General features: G+C 73.3%; 16 protein-coding genes and 1 pseudogene. 7 read left to right on the top strand and 10 right to left on the bottom strand.

Features of this window, described 5'->3' with window-relative positions:
- The first annotated feature begins 193 nt into the window (after positions 1–193).
- From ACFYU0_RS28365 to ACFYU0_RS28375, 3 genes are read left to right on the top strand one after another with little or no spacing between them, the layout of a single operon-like run.
- Positions 194–736, top strand: a complete 543-nt coding sequence (locus tag ACFYU0_RS28365) for a hypothetical protein (protein ID WP_389304846.1) — start codon at positions 194–196, stop codon at positions 734–736.
- Positions 733–1,218 carry a ferritin-like domain-containing protein gene (locus ACFYU0_RS28370; protein WP_351664222.1) on the top strand — a complete coding sequence of 162 codons (486 nt, stop codon included), beginning with the start codon at positions 733–735 and terminating at the stop codon, positions 1,216–1,218. Before ACFYU0_RS28365 ends, ACFYU0_RS28370 begins: the two co-directional genes overlap by 4 nt.
- A 52-nt stretch (positions 1,219–1,270) precedes the next feature.
- Positions 1,271–2,179, top strand: coding sequence for an aminoglycoside phosphotransferase family protein (locus ACFYU0_RS28375; RefSeq protein WP_351664223.1), 909 nt, complete (start codon positions 1,271–1,273; stop codon positions 2,177–2,179).
- A gap of 625 nt (positions 2,180–2,804) precedes the next feature.
- On the opposite strand, the gene ACFYU0_RS28380 is transcribed toward ACFYU0_RS28375, so the two are convergent.
- The 3 genes from ACFYU0_RS28380 to ACFYU0_RS28390 form a co-directional block, all read right to left on the bottom strand.
- Complete coding sequence (locus ACFYU0_RS28380; RefSeq protein ID WP_351664224.1) at positions 2,805–4,508, bottom strand: proline--tRNA ligase; 1,704 nt, start codon at positions 4,506–4,508, stop codon at positions 2,805–2,807.
- Positions 4,509–4,617: 109 nt separating this feature from the next.
- Positions 4,618–5,151 (bottom strand): GNAT family N-acetyltransferase, encoded by a 534-nt coding sequence (locus ACFYU0_RS28385; RefSeq protein WP_351664225.1) that lies wholly within the window; start codon positions 5,149–5,151, stop codon positions 4,618–4,620.
- Positions 5,152–5,171: 20 nt separating this feature from the next.
- A complete protein-coding gene (locus ACFYU0_RS28390) occupies positions 5,172–6,020 on the bottom strand; it encodes a GNAT family N-acetyltransferase (RefSeq protein WP_389304847.1) in 849 nt (282 codons plus the stop codon).
- 113 nt (positions 6,021–6,133) lie between these two features.
- On the opposite strand from ACFYU0_RS28390, the gene ACFYU0_RS28395 reads away from it, so the two are divergent.
- Positions 6,134–6,289: a hypothetical protein gene (locus ACFYU0_RS28395; RefSeq protein WP_351664227.1), complete on the top strand. Its 156-nt coding sequence runs from the start codon at positions 6,134–6,136 to the stop codon at positions 6,287–6,289.
- Positions 6,286–8,136, top strand: coding sequence for a SpoIIE family protein phosphatase (locus ACFYU0_RS28400; RefSeq protein ID WP_351664228.1), 1,851 nt, complete (start codon positions 6,286–6,288; stop codon positions 8,134–8,136). Before ACFYU0_RS28395 ends, ACFYU0_RS28400 begins: the two co-directional genes overlap by 4 nt.
- A gap of 212 nt (positions 8,137–8,348) precedes the next feature.
- On the opposite strand, the gene ispG is transcribed toward ACFYU0_RS28400, so the two are convergent.
- From ispG to dxr, 3 genes are all read right to left on the bottom strand, one after another.
- Positions 8,349–9,506: a flavodoxin-dependent (E)-4-hydroxy-3-methylbut-2-enyl-diphosphate synthase gene (gene ispG / locus ACFYU0_RS28405; RefSeq protein ID WP_389304848.1), complete on the bottom strand. Its 1,158-nt coding sequence runs from the start codon at positions 9,504–9,506 to the stop codon at positions 8,349–8,351.
- 170 nt (positions 9,507–9,676) lie between these two features.
- Positions 9,677–10,981 carry a site-2 protease family protein gene (locus tag ACFYU0_RS28410; protein ID WP_351664230.1) on the bottom strand — a complete coding sequence of 435 codons (1,305 nt, stop codon included), beginning with the start codon at positions 10,979–10,981 and terminating at the stop codon, positions 9,677–9,679.
- The gene (dxr, locus tag ACFYU0_RS28415) at positions 10,978–12,243 is read right to left on the bottom strand and encodes a 1-deoxy-D-xylulose-5-phosphate reductoisomerase (RefSeq protein ID WP_389304849.1); all 1,266 of its coding nucleotides are present in this window, start codon (positions 12,241–12,243) and stop codon (positions 10,978–10,980) included. Before dxr ends, ACFYU0_RS28410 begins: the two co-directional genes overlap by 4 nt.
- A 276-nt stretch (positions 12,244–12,519) precedes the next feature.
- On the opposite strand from dxr, the gene ACFYU0_RS28420 reads away from it, so the two are divergent.
- Positions 12,520–12,981: a hypothetical protein gene (locus ACFYU0_RS28420; RefSeq protein WP_351664232.1), complete on the top strand. Its 462-nt coding sequence runs from the start codon at positions 12,520–12,522 to the stop codon at positions 12,979–12,981.
- 30 nt (positions 12,982–13,011) lie between these two features.
- On the opposite strand, the gene ACFYU0_RS28425 is transcribed toward ACFYU0_RS28420, so the two are convergent.
- A complete protein-coding gene (locus ACFYU0_RS28425; protein WP_389304851.1) occupies positions 13,012–14,949 on the bottom strand; it encodes an acyl-CoA dehydrogenase family protein in 1,938 nt (645 codons plus the stop codon).
- A 222-nt stretch (positions 14,950–15,171) separates the two neighbouring features.
- Between ACFYU0_RS28425 and ACFYU0_RS28430 the strand changes: the two are divergent.
- Positions 15,172–15,307, top strand: a pseudogene (locus tag ACFYU0_RS28430) (LacI family transcriptional regulator); the annotation flags it as partial.
- Positions 15,308–15,547: 240 nt separating this feature from the next.
- Here ACFYU0_RS28430 and ACFYU0_RS28435 read toward each other — a convergent pair.
- From ACFYU0_RS28435 to ACFYU0_RS28445, 3 genes are all read right to left on the bottom strand, one after another.
- Positions 15,548–16,993, bottom strand: coding sequence for an aldehyde dehydrogenase family protein (locus ACFYU0_RS28435; RefSeq protein ID WP_389304853.1), 1,446 nt, complete (start codon positions 16,991–16,993; stop codon positions 15,548–15,550).
- A gap of 153 nt (positions 16,994–17,146) precedes the next feature.
- Positions 17,147–18,718 carry a PucR family transcriptional regulator gene (locus ACFYU0_RS28440; protein WP_351664235.1) on the bottom strand — a complete coding sequence of 524 codons (1,572 nt, stop codon included), beginning with the start codon at positions 18,716–18,718 and terminating at the stop codon, positions 17,147–17,149.
- A 139-nt stretch (positions 18,719–18,857) separates the two neighbouring features.
- Positions 18,858–20,984: an ATP-binding protein gene (locus ACFYU0_RS28445; protein WP_389304855.1), complete on the bottom strand. Its 2,127-nt coding sequence runs from the start codon at positions 20,982–20,984 to the stop codon at positions 18,858–18,860.
- Positions 20,985–21,165: the final 181 nt, after the last annotated feature.

A 21,165-nucleotide genomic window follows, 5' to 3' on the forward strand; every position in this document is an offset into this window, starting at 1 on the left:
TGGGATGGGTCGCGTGTCTGGTCAAAGGGTATCCGGTCGCAGGGAGTGTTGCCGTCCACCTGTGTACGCGCGGTGCCGGTGAGTGGCGTACCGGCGGGGCGCGGGTACGGTGATCACGGACAGGCCGCCCCGACGGCCGTTCCCCTCCTTGCCGTTCCCCGCCGTTTCGCACGAGTGCCCGAGGACGTCTGCAGTGTCGTACCCCCCGCCGGCGCGCACCCCCTCGGGTCCGCGCAGAAGATCCCTCATCGCCTCGGCCACCGGGGCCGCCCTGCTGGTGGGCTGCTCGGCCGGTCCCGACTCCGCCGACGGCGGGACGACTTCGGTGACCGAGCGGGCGCGCGCGCGTGCCGCCCGGGACAGCGAGGGGCTGCTGGAGCGGTACGACGCGGTGCTCGCCGCGCACCCCGCGCTGGCGGAGCCGCTGGAACCGCTGCGGGCTCAGGTCGCGGCGCACCGGGCGGCGTTCGCCGGCCGCGCCGCCGCCACCGGCACGCAGGCGCCCGCGTCCGCCGCTCCCGGTTCCGCCACGCCCACGGCCGCCTCCTCGCCGGCCCTGGCCGTGCCCGCCGGCGAGAAGGACGCGCTGGCGTTCCTCGCGACCGCCGAGCGGAGCCTGGCCGACCGCCGGGCGAAGGACCTGCTGGACGTGCCGGGCGAACTGGCCCGGCTGATGGCGTCGGCGGCGGCTGCCGGGGCGGCGCACGCGTACCTGCTGACCGAGGGGGCCAAGTGAGCGAGCGGGACAGACCGGCCGAACTGACCGCGCTGCAGGCCGCGCTGGCGGCGGAGCACGCCGCGGTGTACGGCTACGGCGTCGTCGGCGGGCTGGTCGGCGACAAGCGGCTGAAGCAGGCGCGGGCGGCCTACGACGCCCACCGGGCCAGCCGGGACGCGCTGGTGCGCGAGGTGCGCGAGCTGGGCGGCGAGCCGGTCGCCGCGAGCGCCGCGTACGCGCTGCCGTTCCAGGTCGCGGACTCCGCGGCCGCGGTACGCCTCGCCGCCGATCTGGAGGAGCGGGTGGCCGGCGTCTACTCGGACCTGGTGCGTGCGACGACCGGTCAGCGGCGCGGCGCGGCCGCCGGGTCGCTGCGGGAGGCCGCGGTGCGGGCGGTGCGCTGGAGCGGGGAGAGCGTAGCCTTCCCTGGGCTCGCCGAGCGGACCGGTGACGACACGGGTGCGGCGGGACCGAGTACTTCGGCGTCTCCGTCGAGGTGACGGCGGGGCCGCCCGTGGGGCAGGCCCGGGAGAGGAAGGAAACGACTCGCGCATGGTTTTCGAACCGCCCCGGCGGCTGGTGCGGGCGCTCGGTGAGACGGCGCCGGCCGGGGACGACTGGCTGGCACGGCTGCCGGAGACGGCCGAACGGACGGTCGCGCGACGCGAGTTGAGCGTGGAGCGGGTGCAGGTGCCCGGCGGCCGCAGCAGCCTGGTGGTACTGGTCCGGCGGGCCGACGGCACCCCGGCGGTGCTGAAGCTCGCGCCCGGCCGGGCCCGGCCGGAGAGTGAGCGGGCGGCCCTGGCCCACTGGGCGGGACGGGGCGCGGTACAGCTGCTGGAGTCGGACGCCGAGGACAGCGCGGACGGGGCGCTGCTGCTGGAGCGGCTGCACCCGGACGTGTCCGTGCGGTCGCTGCCGGAGGCGAAGGCGCTGCTGGAGGCGGCGGGGACGCTGCGGCGGCTGTGGGTCGAGCCGCCGGACGGCCACGCCTTCGAGACGGTGGCGGAGCGGACCGGGCGGCAGGCCGAGGCGATGCGGGCGGGCGCGCCGGCCGCGCCGGAGACGGCGCCGCTGGTGGACGCGGCGCTCACGGCCCGCGCGGAGCTGCTGGCCGCGCCGCCGGAGCACCGGCTGCTGCACGGCACGTTCCGGCAGAGCAAGGTGCTCGCCGCGGAGCGGATGCACTGGCTGGCGGTGGGCCCGGACCCGGTGGTCGGCGAGTGCGCCTTCGATCTCGCGCGGCTGGTGCGCGACCGGGTGGAGGACCTGATCGCCAACCCGTCCGGCGCGTCCACCACCCGGCGCCGGATCAAGCGGCTCGCGGAGTCACTGGAGGTGGACCAGGACCGGCTGCGCGGCTGGACCCTGTTCCGCGCGGTGGAGTCCGGGGCCCGGGCACTGCGGGTGGGCCGCACGAAGGACGCGGAACTCCTGCTCGAGTTCGCGGGCTGGCTGTAGCGCCCGCGGGCCGGCGCCGGTCACGCCGAGATGGTCCGCGCCAACGGCACGCGCGACCGCGCGGAGGCTGCCTTTCCCGCTCCGGCTCCCTTCTCGCGGACGCCGGATGCGCCCGATGACCGCGCCGCGGCAACGGCACGCGCGACCGCACGCGGACCCCCTCTCCGGCTCCCCTCTCGCGGACGCCGGCCGCGCGACGACCGCGCCGCGACCCGGTCCGCCGGCTGCGAGCCCGGGAACGGCGCCGGACGCGGGACTCCGGCGGACGCCGAGCCCCCGCTCCCCGGCAGGGTCCACGAGCCGTCCACCCCGGAGGCTCCTCGTAGGACGCCCACACCGGCCGAGCGCCCCTCGACGCCCGGCCCGCCAGAGCACGAACCCGGAAGCAGCAGGGGCACCGCGGAACTCCGAAAAACTCCGAGCCCCGCTCCCGGCACGGTCCACGAACCGTCGCCCACGACGGCTCCCCGCTGGGATGCCGACACCAGTCGAGCGCCCTTCGACGGCCGGCGCTCCGGATCGCGAGCCCGGGCAGCCCTGGAGGTTTCCGCGTGAGCGCTACGGGGGCACGGCGGAGCGCCCCGCGTCCCCGACGGGGCGCGGGGCGCCAAGCGGGCGCCGGGTGTCAGGCGGAGAGGCGGGTGATGGCGTCCTCGACGGAGAGTTCCTCGCGCTCGCCGGTCTTGCGGTCCTTCAGCTCCAGCACGCCCTCGGCGGAGCGGCGGCCGGCCACCAGGATCTGCGGCACGCCGATCAGCTCGGCGTCGGTGAACTTCACGCCCGGGGAGACCCCGGCCCGGTCGTCGACCAGGACGCGCAGGCCGGCGGCCCGCAGCCGCTCGGCGACGTCGAGCGCCAGCTCGGTCTGCACCGCCTTGCCCGCGGCGACGACGTGCACGTCGGCCGGGGCGACCTCCTTGGGCCAGACCAGGCCGTGCTCGTCGGCGTGCTGCTCGGCGAGGGCGGCGACGGCGCGGGAGACGCCGATGCCGTAGGAGCCCATGGTCACGCGGACCGGCTTGCCGTTCTGGCCGAGCACGTCCAGCTTCAGGGCGTCGGCGTACTTGCGGCCGAGCTGGAAGATGTGGCCGATCTCGATGGCGCGGTCCAGCTTCAGGCCGGTGCCGCACTTCGGGCAGGGGTCGCCGTCGCGGACCACCACGACGTCCACGTACTCGTCGACCTCGAAGTCACGGCCGGCGACCACGTTCCTGGCGTGCGTGTGCTCCTTGTTGGCGCCGGTGATCCAGGCGGTGCCGGGGGCCACGCGCGGGTCGGCGACGTACTTGACCTTGTCGCCCAGGCCCTGCGGACCGACGTAGCCGCGCACCAGGTCGGGGCGGCCTGCGAAGTCCGCCTCGGTGACCATCTCGACGGCCGCCGGGGCGAAGTGCTCCTCCAGCTTGCCGAGGTCGACCTCGCGGTCGCCGGGCACGCCGACGGCGACGATCTCGCCGTCCACCTTCACCAGCAGGTTCTTCAGGGTGGCCGAGGCCGGGACGCCGAGCGAGGCGGCGAGGGTCTCGATGGTCGGGGTGTCGGGGGTGGGGATCTCCTCGAGCGCGGGGACGTCCGAGCCGTCCACGGGCCGCAGCTCGTAGGTGATCGCCTCCGTGTTGGCGGCGAAGTCGCAGTTCGGGCAGTCCGCGAAGGTGTCCTCGCCGGCCTCGGCCGGGGCGAGGAACTCCTCGGACTTGGAGCCGCCCATGGCGCCGGCGGTGGCCGCGCAGATGCGGTAGTCGAGGCCGAGCCGGTCGAAGATGCGCTGGTAGGCCTGGCGGTGCAGGGCGTAGGACTTCGCCAGGCCCTCGTCCTCGAGGTCGAAGGAGTACGAGTCCTTCATCAGGAACTCGCGGCCGCGCAGGATGCCGGCGCGGGGGCGGGCCTCGTCGCGGAACTTCGACTGGATCTGGTAGAGGATCACCGGCAGGTCCTTGTAGGACGTGCACTGGTCCTTGACCAGCAGGGTGAAGATCTCCTCGTGGGTCGGGCCCAGGAGGTAGTCGCCGCCCTTGCGGTCCTTCAGCCGGAACAGCTCCTGGCCGTACTCGTCCCAGCGGCCGGTCGCGTCGTAGGGCTCGCGCGGCAGCAGCGCGGGGAGGGAGACCTCCTGGCCGCCGATGGCGTCCATCTCCTCGCGGACGATCCGCTCCACGTTGGAGAGGACCTTCTTGCCGAGCGGCAGCCAGGACCAGATGCCGGCGGCGGTGCGGCGGACGTAGCCCGCGCGGACGAGGAGCTTGTGGCTGAGGACCTCGGCGTCCGCCGGGTCGTCGCGCAGAGTCTTCGCCATCAACTGGGACATGCGCTGGACCGGTGCGTTCGCCATGGTTCTCGTACTCCTGCGGGATGTGGGTCCCTCCGCTCGAGCACGGTCGAGAGGGGGGAGGGTTATGGCATAGGAGGTTAGCCGGGCGGGTCGTGCCGGTGGAAATCGGTTATCCCCGGCGCAGCGGCAGGGGGGCGCCCATCACGGCGTACGGCTTGGCGGCGCTCGGGAAGTGCACCTGGCGGGCGAGGTCGATGTAGCCGAGGGAGTGGTAGAGGCCGCGGGCGGGGCTCTCGACGTCGATCGCGGAGAGGATCGAGCGCGGTTCGTCGGCGCCATCGGTGATGGTGGTGATCAGGCGGCGGCCGATGCCCCGGTTCTGGTGGTCGGGGTGGACGTGCAGCTCGGTGATGACGAAGGAGTCGTCCAGCCAGGACTCGTTGCGCTGGGCGCGGAGGTAGGGCTCCACCACGGTGGACCACCAGTGGCCGCGGGAGTTGGGCATGCCGTAGACGAAGCCCACCAGGTGGCCCTGCGGGGTCGTCGCCCCGAGAGCCCGGGCGCCCGGGTACTGCATGTGGCGCTGGACGATCTGGCGGCGTACGGCGACCTCCTCCGGGCCCAGTCCGAAGGCGAGGGCCTGGACGGACAAGGCCTCGTCGACGTGGGCTGCGAGGTCCAGGGGGCCGATCACGAGGTCCATGCGGGGAGGGTACAGGGGGCTCAGAAGAGGATGCTCATGAAGGCTCCCACCTCTTGGAAGCCCACCCGGCGGTAGGTGCGCCGCGCCGCCGTGTTGAAGTCGTTCACGTAGAGGCTGACCAGGGGCGCGACGTCGGCCAGGGCGTAGCGCAGCACCGCCGCCATGCCGGGCGCCGCCAGGCCCAGGCCGCGGTACTCGGGGGCGACCCACACGCCCTGGATCTGGCAGGCCTGGGGGGTCGCCGCGCCGATCTCCGCCTTGAAGACGACCTTGCCGTGCTCGTCGAGGCGGGCGAAGGAGCGGCCGGAGCCGACGAGTTCGGCGACCCGTGCCTGGTACAGCAGGCCGCCGTCCCCGGCCAGCGGGGACACCCCGACCTCCTCGGTGAACATCGCCACGCACGCCGGCATGATCGTCTCCATCTCGTCCTTGCGGATGCGGCGGACGTAGGGATCCGGGGCGATGTCGTCGGGCATGCGGTCGGTGACCATCAGGGGCTGCTGGGCGCGGACCTCGCGGGCCGGGCCCCAGTGCGGTTCGAGCAGGCGCCACAACTGGGCGGTGGAGTCGGCGGGCCCGACGATGGAGGAGCAGCGGCGGCCGGCCCGGCGGGCGCGGTCGGCGAAGGCGCGCACCGCGCGCGGGGTGGCGCAGATGGGGACCAGGTTGGCGCCCGCGTAGCAGAGGGACGTGAGCATGCCGTCCTCGTACCAGCCCCACATCTCGCCGCCGAGCCGCCAGGGGTCGAGGCCGGCGACCTGCACCCGGGAGGTCACGAAGGCGTTCGCGACCGGCTCGCGGTCGAGGACGGCGAGCGCGGCGTCGAGATCGCTCGGTTCGAGCACCCGGGAGGTGGTCTGGGTCAACACGGACGGGGCCTCACGCTGGGGTTCTGCTGATCTCCGCACTGTACCTGCGGATTCCTGGCGGCGCCGCCCCCGGTACCGGGCCCGGGCCGGCAGGGGGCGGGAGGCAACACGCCGTGCCGAAGGCGGAGCGCTCCACGAAGAAAGGTGAAAATGACATAAGAAGCCATTTTTCGGGCGACGACGGGAACGTGATGGATGCGGTGCCGGAACGCGCGGCGCCGAAGCACCGGACGGCCTCCGGTGAGGAGGACAAGGGCGTGAGGACATGAGCGGGGCTGACCCGAGCCGTGAGCCGGAGTTCCCGCACGCGATCCTGCGCGATCTCGGCACCGGCGTCTTCACCATCGACCTGGCCGGACTGATCACGTACGTCAACCCGTGGGCCGAGCAGCTCCTGGAACGGTCCGCCGGCGAGATGCTCGGCCAGGACGCGCACGACCTGCTGCACCGCCGCCCCGACGGCAGCCCGGTGCCCCGCGAGCAGTGCCTGATGCGGACTCCGCTGCACGACAACCGGTCGGTCGAGCAGGGCAGCGAGGAGTACTTCCTGCGCGCCGACGGCACGACCCTGCCGATCATCTGGGCGACCACTCCCCTGCGGCTGGCGGGCCGCAGAGCCGGGCTGGCGATCGTCTTCAGCGACTTCAGCCTGCACCGGGAGGCCGAGCGGCGGGCGGCGGCGCGCACCGCCGCCCTGGAGGCGCTGACGGCCCGGCTGAATCTGGTGTCGCGGATCTCCTCGGTGCTGATCTCGGCGCGGAATCCGACCGGGCAGGTGCGCCGGGTGCTGCGGATGCTCGTACCGGAGCTGGGCGACTGGGCCGCGGTGGCCCTGCGTTCGGAGCGGACCGGGGCGCTGGAGCGGGTCGCCGTCCGCTCTCTCGCGTACCCGCACCGGGCGAGGCGGCTGGAGGGGCCGCTGCCACCGCTGCCGCCCAGGACCCGCCGGGCGCTGGCGCGGGCGGCGGGCTCCGAGGAGCCCGTACTGCTGCTCGCGGAGGAGCTGCGGGACCGGGACGCCCCGCTCGCCGCGACGCACGGGCCGCTGTTCGAGCGGCTCGGCGGCCACTCGGCCGTGGTGGTGCCGCTGCGCGCCCGCCGGCATCACTACGGGATGCTGACCGTCGGCCGCGCCGAGGCGTCCCCCGCGTTCACCGACGCCGAGGTACGGCTCCTCGCCGACCTGGGCTGGCGGGTGGCGCTGGTGCTGGACAACGAGCGGCTCTACGAGGAGCAGCGCAACGTCGCCGCGACCATGCAGCGCCAACTGCTGGCTCCGCTGCCGCAGGTGAACCACCTGCGGATGGCCGCGCGCTACCTGCCCGCTCAGCGGGCGATGGAGATCGGCGGCGACTGGTACGACGCGTTCCTGCTCGGCGACGGGGTGATGGCCCTGGTGATCGGGGACGTGGTGGGCCACGATCTGAAGGCCGCAGCCCACATGGCCGAGGTCCGCAACATGCTGCGGGGCCTCGCCTGGGTCGACCGGGAGCCGCCCAGCGTGATCATGCGCCGCCTCGACGAGGCGGTGACGAACACCAGTGACGCCCCCATGGCCACGCTGCTCTTCGCCCGGGTCGAGGGTCCCGAGGGCGGGCCCTGGCGGCTGAGCTGGGTGAACGCCGGGCACCCGCCGCCGCTGCTGGTGACCCGCGAGGGCGACGCGCGGTTCCTGACCGACGGGCACGGGCCGCTGATCGGCATGAGCGCCACCCTGCACCTGGGCCTGACCTGGCCGGACGCCATCGCGGAACTGCCCGCCGAGTGCACGCTGCTGCTCTACACCGACGGCCTCGTGGAGAGCCGGGACCGCCCGATCGACCTGGGCATGGCCAAGCTGCGCCACCACGCCGCCATGCTGGCCGGGCGGCTGGGCGACGGGACGGTGGACGACTTCTGCGACGAGCTGCTGAAGCGGATAAAGCCGAGCGGCGACGACGTCGCCCTGCTCGCCCTGCGCGTACCGGCCGCGGGCGCGGGCGCTCCCGGCGACCGCAGCGCCCCACCGCCACCGCAGTCCTCCTACAGCCCCGCCGCCCCCGACCGCGCCGCCCCGGGCTCCGTCCAGCAGGACGCCCCGGTACAGGACCCGACACGGGACGAGGAAGAGGAGTGAGTGGCCTGCATGCAGGGGCGGGCCCGCGGGGAAGAGTCCCCGCCTCGTTGCGCAGGCCGCTCGGGAAAACAGCCTGGCGCCCGTCCCCACCGTGGCTCGTGACAGCCGGACGCCCCGGGCCGGTCCACCCCCGGAGACGTTCGACGGGGCTTCCGGCGCGGGGCGCGGGAGGGGTGCGGGGGGCCCGGCGTTGGGAAGCGGGGCCCGGAGGGTCAGCCCGCCACCGAGACCTCGGGCTCGCCGGAGGCCACTCCGTCGGCCTCCATGGCCTCGGCGAGCTTCATGGCCTCCTCGATGAGGGTCTCCACGATCTTGGACTCCGGGACGGTCTTGATGACCTCGCCCTTGACGAAGATCTGGCCCTTGCCGTTGCCGGAGGCGACGCCGAGGTCGGCCTCGCGGGCCTCACCGGGGCCGTTCACGACGCAGCCCATGACGGCGACGCGGAGCGGGACCTCCATGCCGGTCAGACCGGCGGTGACCTCTTCGGCGAGCTTGTAGACGTCGACCTGGGCGCGGCCGCAGGACGGGCAGGAGACGATCTCCAGGCCGCGCTGCTTGAGGTTCAGGGACTCCAGGATCTGGTTGCCGACCTTGACCTCCTCCACGGGAGGCGCGGACAGCGAGACGCGGATGGTGTCGCCGATGCCCTGGGAGAGGAGGGCGCCGAAGGCGACGGCCGACTTGATCGTGCCCTGGAACGCCGGGCCGGCCTCGGTGACGCCGAGGTGCAGCGGGTAGTCGCACTGGGCGGCGAGCTGCTTGTAGGCCTCGATCATCACGACCGGGTCGTTGTGCTTGACCGAGATCTTGATGTCGCGGAAGTCGTGCTCCTCGAAGAGGGACGCCTCCCACAGGGCCGACTCGACCAGCGCCTCGGGGGTGGCCTTGCCGTACTTCTGCAGCAGCCGGCGGTCCAGGGAGCCCGCGTTGACGCCGATCCGGATCGGGGTGCCGTGATCCTTCGCGGCCCGCGCGATCTCCTTGACCTTGTCGTCGAACTGCTTGATGTTGCCGGGGTTCACCCGGACGGCGGCGCAGCCGGCCTCGATGGCGGCGAAGACGTACTTGGGCTGGAAGTGGATGTCCGCGATCACCGGGATCTGCGACTTCCTCGCGATGGTCGCGAGGGCGTCGGCGTCGTCCTGCGTGGGGCAGGCGACCCGGACGATCTGGCAGCCGGACGCGGTCAGCTCGGCGATCTGCTGCAGGGTGGCGCCCACGTCGGAGGTGCGGGTCGTGGTCATCGACTGGACCGAGACGGGCGCGTCCCCGCCGACCGCCACGGATCCGACCTGGATCTGCCGGCTCTTCCGGCGCTCGGCCAGCTTGGTCGGAACGGACGGCATGCCGAGAGAAATCGCAGTCATCTGCTGTGCAACCCCAAGTCGTGGATCAAGGTCCGGTCCCGTCAGCAGCGGGCTCCAGGCTCCGAGATTACGGCACGGGCGCGGCCGCGGGCACATCCCACCCGGCAAACACACTCATGGGAAGGCGGCCCGGAACACGGTGTTCCGGGCCGCCTTCCGCCATCCGGCGGCTAGGAGATTTTCACCGGGTTGACGACGTCGGCGATCAGCACGAGGACCGTGAAGCAGACGAAGACGCCCGCCACCACGTACGCCACCGGCATCAGCTTCGCCACGTCGAAGGGGCCCGGGTCCGGGCGCCGCAGCACCCGGGCCACGTTGCGCCGCAGCGACTCCCACAGGGCGCCCGCGATGTGCCCGCCGTCGAGCGGGAGCAGCGGGAGCATGTTGAACAGGAACAGGGAGAGGTTGAACCCGGCGACCACGAACACGGCCATGGCGAGCTGCTGCGAGGCCGGGATGTCCAGCGTGGCGATCTCGCCGGTGACCCGGGCCGCGCCGACGATGCCCATCGGGGAGTCCGGTTCGCGCGGGCCGTCGCCGAAGGCCGCGTCCCACAGGGCCGGGATCTTGCCGGGCAGGGCGATGAGCGAGTCGACGGCGTCGCCCACCCGGTCGGTCATCCAGGTCACGGACTGGCCGAAGTCCTGCTTGACCACGCCGGTGGCCGAGCTGAAGCCGAGGAAGCCCGCCTTGACGTACTTCCCCTGGACGTAGGTACCGCTGGAGTCCTTCTTGGCGACCTGGTTCGTGGCGATCTTCGCGTGCAGGGTCAGCTCCTGGCCCTTGCGGTCGACGACGATCGCGACGTCCTTGCCCGCGCTGTCCCGGATGAGGTCGGACAGCGTGTTCCAGTCCCTGGTCGGCGTGCCGGCGAAGGAGACGATGCGGTCGCCGTTCTTCATGCCGGCGGCCGCCGCCGGGGAGGCGGGGTCGGACTTCTTGCAGGTGTCGCGGTTCTCGCTCTGCGCGATGACGCAGGGCGAGACGGAGGCGACGGTGGTGGTCTGCTGCTGGATGCCGAAGCCCATCAGCACGGTGAGGAACAGCGCGACCGCGAGCACCAGGTTCATGAACGGGCCCGCGAACATGACGATGACGCGCTTCCACGGCTTGCGCGTGTAGAACATGCGCGTCTCGTCGCCCTCCTTCAGCTCCTCGAAGGCGGCGGACCGGGCGTCCTCGATCATGCCGCGCCACGGGGAGGTGGAGCGGGCGGAGACCCGGCCGGCGTCGTCGGGCGGGAACATGCCGATCATGCGGATGTAGCCGCCGAGCGGCACGGCCTTGATGCCGTACTCGGTCTCGCCCTTCCGGCGCGACCAGATGGTCGGGCCGAATCCGACCATGTACTGCGGGACGCGGATGCCGAAGAGCTTGGCCGTGGACAGGTGCCCCAGCTCGTGCCACGCGATGGAGACGAGCAGGCCGACCGCGAAGACCACTATGCCGAGGATGAACATCAAGGTCGTCATGCACGCGCCTCCGCGGTCCGGTCTGTCAGTTCGCGGGCCCGGGCCCGCGCCCAGGTCTCCGCTTCGAGGACGTCCGACACGGTGAGCGGAGTTCCCGTGGCCGGGGTGCCGTGCTCCTCCACCACCCGCGTGACGGTCTCCATGATGCCGTTGAAGGGCAGTGCGCCGTTGCGGAAGGCCTCGACGCATTCCTCGTTGGCGGCATTGAACACCGCCGGCGCGGTGCCCGCGAGCCGCCCCACGTGCCGGGCGAGGTTCACCGAGGGGAAGGCCTCGTCGTCGAGCGGGAAGAACTCCCATGTGGAGGCCTTGCTCCAGTCGAAGGCGGGCGCCGCGTCCGGGACGCGTTCGGGCCAGCCCAGACCGATGGCGATCGGCCCGCGCATGTCGGGGGGCGTCGCCTGGGCGATCGTGGATCCGTCGGTGAACTCGACCATCGAGTGGACATACGACTGCGGATGCACGACGACCTCAATGCGGTCGAAGGGAATGTCGTAGAGCAGGTGCGCCTCGATGACTTCCAGGCCCTTGTTGACGAGGGTCGCCGAGTTGATCGTGATCACCGGGCCCATCGCCCAGGTGGGGTGCGCGAGGGCGTCCTCCACGGTGACGTTCGCCAGCTCGGCCTTGGTGCGGCCGCGGAAGGGGCCGCCGGAGGCGGTGACGACGAGCTTGCGCACGTCGGCGCGGGTGCCGGAGGCGAGCGCCTGGAAGAGCGCGGCGTGCTCGGAGTCGACCGGGATGATCTGCCCCGGCTTGGCGAGCGCCTTGACCAGCGGACCGCCGACGATCAGCGACTCCTTGTTGGCGAGCGCGAGGGTGCGGCCCGCCTCCAGGGCGGCCAGGGTCGGCGCGAGGCCGATGGACCCGGTGATGCCGTTCAGCACGGTGTGGCAGTCGGAGGCGGCGACCTGGGTGGCCGCGTCCGGTCCGGCGAGGATCTCGGGCAGCGGCTCCGCGGCGCCGTAGAGCCCGGTCAGCGCCTCGCGCAGGGCCGGCACCGCGTCCTTTCGGGCCACCGCGACGGTCCGCGCCCGCAGGCGGTGCGCCTGCTCGGCGAGCAGGGCCGGCCGGGCGCCGTTCGCGGAGAGGGCGGTGACCCGGAAGCGGTCGGGATGGCGCAGCACGAGGTCGATGGCCTGGGTTCCGATGGACCCCGTGGAGCCGAGGATCACCACGTCCTTCGGGCCGTCTCCCGCGAGCGGGTCGTACACGAGGTGCGGGTCGGCGAGGGGCGCGGGGCTGGCGGGACTGTCGGTCATCCCCCCATTGTCGCCGCAAGCCGCGGCCGTCCGGACAGGGCGTCCCCCGTGTAGGGCCGTGTCACCGTTTTCGCCGCCGGACGGGGTGATCGTCCCCATCTCTCCTGATATGGGTCCGACGTGAGGATCGTCCGCGGCCGGGCGTCAACGGCACGGCGGCGAGTACCGCCGGACCGGGTGAATTCCCGGGCGTGCGGCGCTCGGTCATGGCATTCTGCCCGCTGGAGCCAAGTCCGAATGGCTCACAGGGGGAGGAGAGACTTCACGATGAACCGCATGCGCACGACCGCGACCGTCCTGGCCGCGGCGGGGGTCGTCACCGCAGCTCAGCTCGGCTTCGCCGGGGTGGCCTCGGCCGCGACGGCGACGAGCACCGGCTGCCCGGTCGACCTGGTCTACCCGAGCCGCTTCTACGTCGACTCGCACGGCTGGGTGACCAACGGCGGCCTGTACTTCGGGATCAAGAACAAGAGCACCACCAAGAGCTTCCAGAAGGTCACCTTCACCGTCACGAACGTCCGCAACATCCGCTTCGGCACCGCCAAGGCGAAGAACGGCAAGGTCACGAAGAACACGACCAAGACGGTGGCCGTGTACACCTCGACGCTCAAGAAGAAGACCAGCCTCGGGGTGAAGGTGCCCACGCATCTGCTCAACACCCGTTCCTACAAGGTGAAGTTCACTTTGAAGGGCACGGGCTGGAACTGCGCCTCGAACCAGGGCACCTGGGGCGTCTGAGCCCGGGCGCCCCGGTCCGGGACGGGATGGTCAGGCGCCGAAGGGGCGCCGTTCGTTGGACCGTGCGGACGGTCCGGGGGTCGCGTCGGCGATCCACGGGCCGTCCCCGGACGGGTCGATGACGCCCTCCTCGAGCCAGGTGTAGGCGCCGCCGAGGACTCCCTTGACCACCTTGCGGTCGAGGTCGTCGGTGTTGGCCCACAGCCGGCCGAAGAGTTCCTCGACCCGGATGCGGGACTGGCGGCAGAAGGCGTCGGCGAGCTGGTAGGCCTCGCGGCCGTGTTCGCCGTCGACGCGCAGCCGCTCGGCACGGACGCAGGCCGCGCTCATCGCGAAGAGTTCGGCGCCGATGTCCACGATCCGGCCGAGGAAGCCCTGCTTGGTCTCCATCCGGCCCTGCCAGCGGGACATGGCGTAGAAGGTGGAGCGGGCGAGCTTGCGGGCGTGCCGCTCGACGTAGCGCAGGTGGCCGGAGAGGTCGACCTCGCGCTTGAACTCGCCGTACGAGGACGGCAGCTGTCCCGGGCCGGCGACCAGCTTCGGCAGCCACTTGGCGTAGAAGACGCCCGCGTTCGCGCCCGCTTTCGCCTTGTCCGAGAGGGTCTTTTCGGGGTCGATGAGGTCGCCGGCGACCGAGAGGTGGGCGTCGACGGCCTCGCGGGCGATCAGGAGGTGCATGATCTCCGTGGAGCCCTCGAAGATGCGGTTGATGCGCAGATCGCGCAGCATCTGCTCGGCGGGCACGGCCCGCTCGCCGCGCGCCCTGAGGGACTCGGCGGTCTCGTAGCCGCGGCCGCCGCGGATCTGGACCAGTTCGTCGGCCATCAGCCAGGCCATCTCGGAGCCGTACAGCTTGGCGAGGGCGGCCTCGATGCGGATGTCGTTGCGGTCCTCGTCGGCCATCTGCGAGGACAGGTCGAGCACCGCCTCCAGGGCGAAGGTGGTGGCCGCGATGAAGCTGATCTTGGAGCCGACGGCCTCGTGCAGCGCGACCGGCTTGCCCCACTGCTCGCGCTCCGCCGCCCACTCCCGGGCGATCTTCAGGCACCACTTGCCGGCTCCGGCGCACATCGCGGGCAGCGACAGCCGGCCGGTGTTGAGGGTGGTGAGCGCGATCTTCAGACCCGCGCCCTCCGGGCCGATGCGGTTGGCGGCGGGGACCCGGACCTGGTGGAAGCGGGTGACGCCGTTCTCGATGCCCCGCAGCCCCATGAAGGCGTTGCGGTTCTCCACGGTGATGCCCTCGGCGGTGGCCTCCACCACGAAGGCGGTGATGCCGCCCTTGTGGCCCTCGGACTTCGGCACCCGGGCCATGACGACGAGCAGGTCGGCGACGACGCCGTTGGTGGTCCACAGCTTGACCCCGTCGAGGACGTAGTCGTCGCCGTCGGGCACGGCCGTGGTGGCAAGGCGCGCCGGGTCGGAGCCGACGTCCGGCTCGGTGAGCAGGAAGGCCGAGATGTCGGTGCGGGCGCAGCGGGGCAGGAAGGCGTCCTTCTGCTCCTGGGTGCCGAAGATCTTCAGCGGCTGCGGCACGCCGATCGACTGGTGGGCGGAGAGCAGGGCGCCGACGGCGGGACTGGCGGAGCCGGCCAGGGCCAGCGCCTTGTTGTAGTAGAGCTGGGTCAGGCCGAGACCGCCGTACTTCGGGTCGATCTTCATGCCGAGGGCGCCGAGTTCCTTCAGGCCCGTGATGACCTCGTCGGGAATGCGGGCCTCGCGTTCGATGCGGGCGGAGTCGACCGACGACTCGCAGAACGCGCGCAGTTTCGCCAGGAACTCCTCGCCGCGCCGGACGGACTCGTCGTCGGGCAGCGGATGGGGGTGGATGAGGTCGAGCCGGAAGCGCCCGAGGAACAGCTCCTTGGCGAAACTCGGCTTGTGCCAGTCCTGTTCCCGGGCGGCCTCCGCCACCTGCCGGGCCTCGCGTTCGCTGACGTTCGTGCGTTGGGTGGTGGGGGCGGACATTGAGGCTCACCTCGCCGCGAAGAGGGATCATTGACGGTCGTTCGTTACCGACCGGTGCTACTGGATCGTTGGTACCCGAAACGGGCCGACCCCACCACCCCTCGCGCGCCGTTCAGGTGGAATGGCCGCGCAAGGCGGGTGACGGCGCGCTGTACCGGTTTCGCCCGGCACATCCCGCCTCCGGGAATTGCCGTCGAAGCGCTTCGACAGCCTATGGACACCCTCGCGGGGGCCACCACGGCCCGCGCCCACGGGTACGACGTTCTGCTGCTCACGGGCGAGGAGGGTCCCGTCGCGGTGCGCCGGGTCACCGGCAGCGGGCTCGCCGACGCGATGATCCTGATGGACGTGGACCTGGGCGGCGGCCCGCCGCTCGCCGTGCTCACCCTCGCCGTCGCTACGGCCGACGAGTGCACCTACGTCACCGCTGACGCGCCGTTCCCCGCCGAGGGATTGCACGACGTCCGCCTCCGCCTGCGCGGACCGCTATGCCTCGCGCACGCGGGCTTCTCCGGCTGAGGGACGGCCCGGAGGAACGAGACGGCCGGAGCCCCCGCACAGTGGGCTCCGGCCGTCTCGGTGACCTGCTGGTGTCAGGTCAGAGCGCGAGCCCGGTGAGGACCAGCACGCGCTCGTATGTGTAGTCGTCCATCGCGAATCGCACACCCTCGCGGCCCACGCCGGACTGCTTGGCGCCGCCGTACGGCATCTGGTCGGCGCGGTAGGACGGCACGTCGCCGATCACGACGCCGCCGACCTCGAGGGCGCGGTGGGCGCGGAAGGCGACCTGCAGGTCGTGCGTGAACACACCCGCCTGGAGGCCGTACTTGGAGTCGTTGACGGCGGCGAAGGCCTCGGCCTCGCCGTCCACCTTCCGCACGGTGAGGACCGGTCCGAAGACCTCCTCGCAGGCGAGGGTGGTGTCGGCGGGCACCTCGGCGAGGACGGTCGGCGCGTAGGAGGCGCCGTCGCGCTCGCCGCCCGTGAGCAGCTTCGCCCCGGCGGCGACGGCCTCGTCGACCCAGGACTCGACGCGCTTGGCGGCGTCCTCGCTGACCAGCGGGCCGACATCCGTCTTGGCGTCGCTCGGGTCACCGGTGACCTGGGCCTCGACGGCGGCGACGATGCGCGGCAGCAGGCGGTCGTACACGGCGGCGTCCGCGATGACCCGCTGCACGGAGATGCAGGACTGGCCGCCCTGGTAGTTGGAGAAGGTCGCGATACGGGTCGCGGCCCAGTCCAGGTCCTCGTCGCTCGCGAAGTCGCCGAGCACGACGGCCGCCCCGTTGCCGCCGAGCTCCAGGGTGCAGTGCTTGCGCGGCACCGAGTCCATGATCGCGTAGCCGACCTTCTCCGAACCGGTGAAGGAGATCACCGGCAGGCGCTCGTCCTGGACCAGGGCGGGCATGCGGTCGTTGGAGACCGGGAGGATCGACCAGGAGCCGGCGGGCAGCTCGGTCTCGGCGAGCAGGTCGCCGAGGATGAGGCCGGACAGCGGGGTGGCCGGTGCGGGCTTGAGGATGATCGGGGCGCCGGCGGCGATGGCCGGGGCGATCTTGTGCGCGCACAGGTTCAGCGGGAAGTTGAACGGCGCGATGCCGAGGACGACGCCCTTCGGGAAGCGGCGGGTCAGCGCCAGCCGGCCCTGGCCGCCGGCGTCGGTGTCCAGCCGCTGGGCCTCGCCGCCGTTGAAGCGGCGGGCCTCCTCGGCGGCGAACCGGAAGACGGAGACGGCACGGCCGACCTCGCCCCGGGCCCACTTGACCGGCTTGCCGTTCTCGGCGGAGATGAGCTGGGCGATCTCCTCGGTGCGCTCGGCCAGACGCCTGCTGACGTGGTCGAGGGCGGCGGCGCGCACGTGGGCCGGGGTGGCGGCGAAGTCCTCGAGGACGGCGTACGCGGCGGCCACGGCCTCCTCGACCTGGGCCTCGGTCGGCACGCTGACCTTGCCGACGAGACGGCCGTCCCACGGGGACGTGACGTCGAAGGTGTCCTCGCCGGTGGCCTGGCGGCCGGCGAGCCAGAAGGCGTGGGTGGAAGTCATGTGAGTCGTCCCGGCCCTTCCGCGTTGTGGGTGTGCGTTCGGTTCGAGGTCAACGGTAGGGCGGGCGCGGGCGGCGGGCGCTTGTCCGAGTCGTAGCAGTCGGGGTCCCGGGTGCGCCGGTTTGGCACGGTGGGGTGCGGCCGCCGCTCTCCGCTACTCGGTGGACGTCGTCTTCAGGGCCAGCCACAGTTCCATGCGGACGTCGGGATCGTCGAGGCTGCGGCCCAGGATCTCCTCGACGCGCCGCATCCGGTACCGCAGGGTGTGCCGGTGGACGCCCAGGTCCGCGGCGGCCGCGTCCCACTGGCCGTGCCGGGAGAGCCAGGCGCGCAGCGAGGCGACCAGGTCCCCGCGGCCGGTGGCGTCGTGCTCGTACAGGGGCCGCAGCAGCCCGTCGGCGAAGGCCTTCACCGCGTCGTCGGCCAGCAGTGGCAGCACCGAACCCGCGGCGAGCTGGTCGTGCCCGACGAGCACCCGGCCGCGCCGCCGCGCCACCGAGAGCGCCTGCTCCGCCTGCTTGTAGGCGGCGGCCGCGGCTATCGGGCCGGCCGGCGCCGAGAGGCCGACGACCAGGTCGTCCTCCTCCGCCGCCCCCTGCTCGGACCCGGCCCGCGCGCTCTCCAGAGCCGACGCGTACCCGGTGCACGCGCTCGCCGCCGCACCCCCGTCGGCGACCAGCACCACCAGCCGCTCCCCCTCCGGCACCACGAGCACCGCCTCACCCGAGCGCGCCGCCGCGGCCTCGACGGTCTCCGCGAGCGCGCCCAGCGGGTCGCCGCCGGACACCGACTCGGCGACGACCATCCGGAACGGCGCGTCGAGCAGCCCGCCGTACAGGTCCCCGGCGACCGCCCGGGCGTGGTCGGGTTCGCCGGCGAGCAGCATGCGCAGCACCGCGGCGCCGATCCGCTGTTCGGCCGCGTGCAGCGAGCGGGAGCGTTCGGTGGTGAGGGTGAGCAGGGCGATCGCGGAGTGCAGGGCGTAGCGCTCGGCGGTGCCCAGGGCGGCCGCCGTGCCCACGGCGAGCGCGTCCCGCGGGCGCTTCCCCGTCCCCAGGGAGTGCAGCTCCACCCGGTCCTCGTTCTCCGGTCCGCCCACCACCGAGGACGCCGGAGCGGGCCGTTCCCGCAGCCGCTCCACCTCGGCGGTGAGCCGGGCGGCGCGCCGGCCGGCCCATTCGGGCGCCGCGGCGACGACGGCGCCCGAGGCGTCGTACAGCGCCGCCCAGCCGTCGATCTGCGCGGCGAGCGCGCCGAGCAGTCCCTCGGGGCCGGCGTTCAGCGCCTGCCGGGTCAGCTCGCGCTGGGCGGCGAAGCCCGCGGTGACGGCCCGGTACTGGTCGGCGGCGATCGCGGCGGAGACGGCCTTGCTGATGGCGAGGAAGGGGGTGCGGCGCGGCACCTCCAGCAGCGGCAGCCCCTCCTCCTCGGCGGCGGCGACGAGTGCCTCGGGGATCTCCGCGTAGTTGACGCCGACCGCGAAGCCGAGCCCGACGACTCCCGCCCCGGCCAGCCGCCGCACGTACCGCCGCATGGCCTGCGGATCCTCCGCGTCCAGCTTGAGCGCGGTGATCAGCAGCAGCTCGCCGCCCTCCATGTAGGGCACGGGGTCGGCCAGCTCGCTCACGTGCGCCCACTTGACGGGCACGTCGAGGCGGTCCTCGCCCGCGCGCACGGTCAGCTTGAGCGCGGAGTGGTGGACGAGCGAGGCGAGCGTCGGGGGCATGGGGCCTTCAGGTCGTGGTGAACCGGCCGGACGGGGGTCCGGGTGACGGCCGGATCGGGATCATTTGGCCGCCGCGTACGAACAGCCTATGCCGATTCTGCCGCACCGTACGGTCCGCCGATGGCCGTTCGGCCCTTCCTCAGCCCCGCAGGTCCACCAGCAGCGGCGGCGCGTGCTCACCCCGCACGGTGGTCAGCGACAGCACCGCGTGCCCGGGCGGCACCCCGTGTGCCAGCTCGGAGGCGGACCAGCGCTCGCGCTCCACCTGGCGGACGGTGACGGCCCGGGCCGTGGGCGCCTGCCCGGTGATGACCCGGCGCAGCATGTGCACGGCCTTGCCGGCCGGTGTCTCGGCGATGATCTGCCGGTCGGTGACGTCCCGGGTCTCGGTCCACTCCTTGCCCCACACCTCGGCGAAGTCCTGCCCGTCCCAGGGGGTGAGCCCGGACAGCGCCATCCGGCACCCGGTGGAGCCGAGCAGCGGGCCGCGCAGCGGCCGGGGCACGTCGTCCAGGGTGCGCAGCGTCAGCACGGCGCCCGCGCCCGCCGACCGCAGCCGCTGGATGCCGCGGACCGCCTCGGGAGTGACCACGCTGGAGGCGTCGTCCAGCAGCAGGCAGGCGAAGAGCGACCGGTCCTCCCGCGCCGTCACGCCGGCCGTGAACTGGGCGAGCACCAGCCGGGCCAGGATCCGGGAGGCGTCGGCGTGGCCGCGCTGCGGCAGGTCGATGCGGACCCGCACCGGGTGGTCCAGGGCCTTCAGCGAGAACGGCCGGGACTGCCCGGAGGTGTCGAAGAAGGCGGCGAAGGCGGGCCGGTCGAGCAGTGCGACCCGGTCGGCGAGCACCGTGCCGACGTCGCCCGGGTGGGCCATCTGCCGCTCGCGGGCGTCCAGTTCGCGCAGCAGCGAGGCGTGCCCGGTGTCGGTGAGCGCCTTGCGCAGGGCGGCCAGCGGGCCGGGGGTGCCGTCGAGGAGCTGGCGCAGCTCGGGGACGGAGGGGAAGCGGCCGTGGACGGCCCGGAAGGGGCCGAGGAGCTGGGCGAGGACGGTGGTGGAGCGGCGGCTGTCGCTGCCGGGGTGCGGGTCGGCGAGGTCGCCGACGAGTGCCTCGGCGAGTATGGCGGCGGCCTCGTCGGGGTCGGTGGTGCCGCCGTAGAGGTCGAGGTCGTAGACGGAGTCGGGGTGCCCGACCCGCACGACGACGTCGTAGGCCTCGGCCGGCCCGAGCCCGGAGCCCGCCGCGCCGACGACGACGAGCGCGGCCTGTCCGGCGAGCGCGTGCAGGCACAGCGACTCGGCGAGCGGCCGGATCACGGAGCCGGTCTTGCCGGAACCGGCCGGGCCGACGGCGAGCAGGGAGGTGCCGAGCAGCTCGGGGCCGAGGGCGAGACCGGCGCCCCGGTAGTGGTAGGGGTTGCGCGGGTCGTCGGCGGTGGTGCCGAGCCGCACCTGGCCGGTGAGCAGGTCGTGCCGGGCCTGCCGGGCGGGCAGGTCGCGCTCGCCGGAGGGGTGCGGGCAGGCGGCGGCGCCGTCCTTCAGCACGGCGCCGGTGAAGGCGGCGAGGCTGTGCGCGCCGGACCGCACGCCCTGCCAGGCCCGGCTGATCCGGGCGTGGTCGACGTCCCGCATCAGTCCGGCCCGCGCGTCGGCGGCCAGCCGGGCCGCGGCCTCGTGCGCGCCGGAGGCACGCAGCTGGGGCCACTCGGCGGGGTCCTGCTCGGGTGCGGGAGGCGGTTCGGCGGCGGGCGCGGCCGGACGCCAGGCGGGCGGGCCGAAGCGCCGCCAGACCTCGCCCCAGCGGCCGAGCCGGCCGACGACGAGCATGATGACGACGGCGATGAGCGTGTAGTACGAGTACCAGAGGACGGCGTTGCCGACGCGGCTGTTGCCCTGGCGCCAGGAGTCCGGGGTGAACAGCTCGAGCGGCAGCACCCACCAGCCGCCGAGGTAGCCGTTCCACAGCAGGGACCACACCAGCCAGCCCACCAGGAACGCGATCAGCGCGCCGCTCAGCAGCTGCCGGGCGGGGATCAGCTCGGGTTCCTGCTCGGGCCGCGGCCGGTGCCCGAACCGCCACACGCCCGGCGCCGCCTGTGGCCTGGACGCCCGCAGCCAGGCGAGGAAGGCCGAGCCGTCCGGTCGCGGCGGCGCGCCCGGCGGAACCGGGGGCATGGGCGGCAGGGCGGCGCCCTCCGGCGGCACCGCCGGACGCGGCACCGGATTCGCATGCGTGCCGCGCGCGTCCCGCGTCCGGTCGCTGTCCATGGCCCTTTCCCCCTGACCTGCCGTTCCGTCCACCGTCAGCGAGCCAATCTAACGCCCCGGGAACGGGAGTTCACCGCTTACGCGGCCGGGCGGACGGACGGTCCTGGCGCATTCGCCGTCCGTCGCTATGTCCACGACGGACAACGGGCCCGGCCGACAACGCCCACATGGAGCATGCCCA

Origin of the sequence: Streptomyces sp. NPDC003720, assembly GCF_042875075.1 — a bacterium.
Lineage (GTDB): Bacteria > Actinomycetota > Actinomycetes > Streptomycetales > Streptomycetaceae > Streptomyces.

Bases quoted from the DNA above. Each gene is read 5' to 3' on its own strand.
- ACFYU0_RS28380 (WP_351664224.1), bottom strand. From the start codon at position 4,508: ATGGCGAACGCACCGGTCCAGCGCATGTCCCAGTTGATGGCGAAGACT.
- ACFYU0_RS28410 (WP_351664230.1), bottom strand. From the start codon at position 10,981: ATGACGACCTTGATGTTCATCCTCGGCATAGTGGTCTTCGCGGTCGGC.
- ACFYU0_RS28435 (WP_389304853.1), bottom strand. From the start codon at position 16,993: ATGACTTCCACCCACGCCTTCTGGCTCGCCGGCCGCCAGGCCACCGGC.
- ACFYU0_RS28425 (WP_389304851.1), bottom strand. From the start codon at position 14,949: ATGTCCGCCCCCACCACCCAACGCACGAACGTCAGCGAACGCGAGGCC.
- dxr (WP_389304849.1), bottom strand. From the start codon at position 12,243: ATGACCGACAGTCCCGCCAGCCCCGCGCCCCTCGCCGACCCGCACCTC.
- ACFYU0_RS28385 (WP_351664225.1), bottom strand. From the start codon at position 5,151: ATGGACCTCGTGATCGGCCCCCTGGACCTCGCAGCCCACGTCGACGAG.
- ACFYU0_RS28375 (WP_351664223.1), top strand. From the start codon at position 1,271: ATGGTTTTCGAACCGCCCCGGCGGCTGGTGCGGGCGCTCGGTGAGACG.
- ACFYU0_RS28445 (WP_389304855.1), bottom strand. From the start codon at position 20,984: ATGGACAGCGACCGGACGCGGGACGCGCGCGGCACGCATGCGAATCCG.
- ACFYU0_RS28440 (WP_351664235.1), bottom strand. From the start codon at position 18,718: ATGCCCCCGACGCTCGCCTCGCTCGTCCACCACTCCGCGCTCAAGCTG.
- ispG (WP_389304848.1), bottom strand. From the start codon at position 9,506: ATGACTGCGATTTCTCTCGGCATGCCGTCCGTTCCGACCAAGCTGGCC.
- ACFYU0_RS28420 (WP_351664232.1), top strand. From the start codon at position 12,520: ATGCGCACGACCGCGACCGTCCTGGCCGCGGCGGGGGTCGTCACCGCA.
- ACFYU0_RS28400 (WP_351664228.1), top strand. From the start codon at position 6,286: ATGAGCGGGGCTGACCCGAGCCGTGAGCCGGAGTTCCCGCACGCGATC.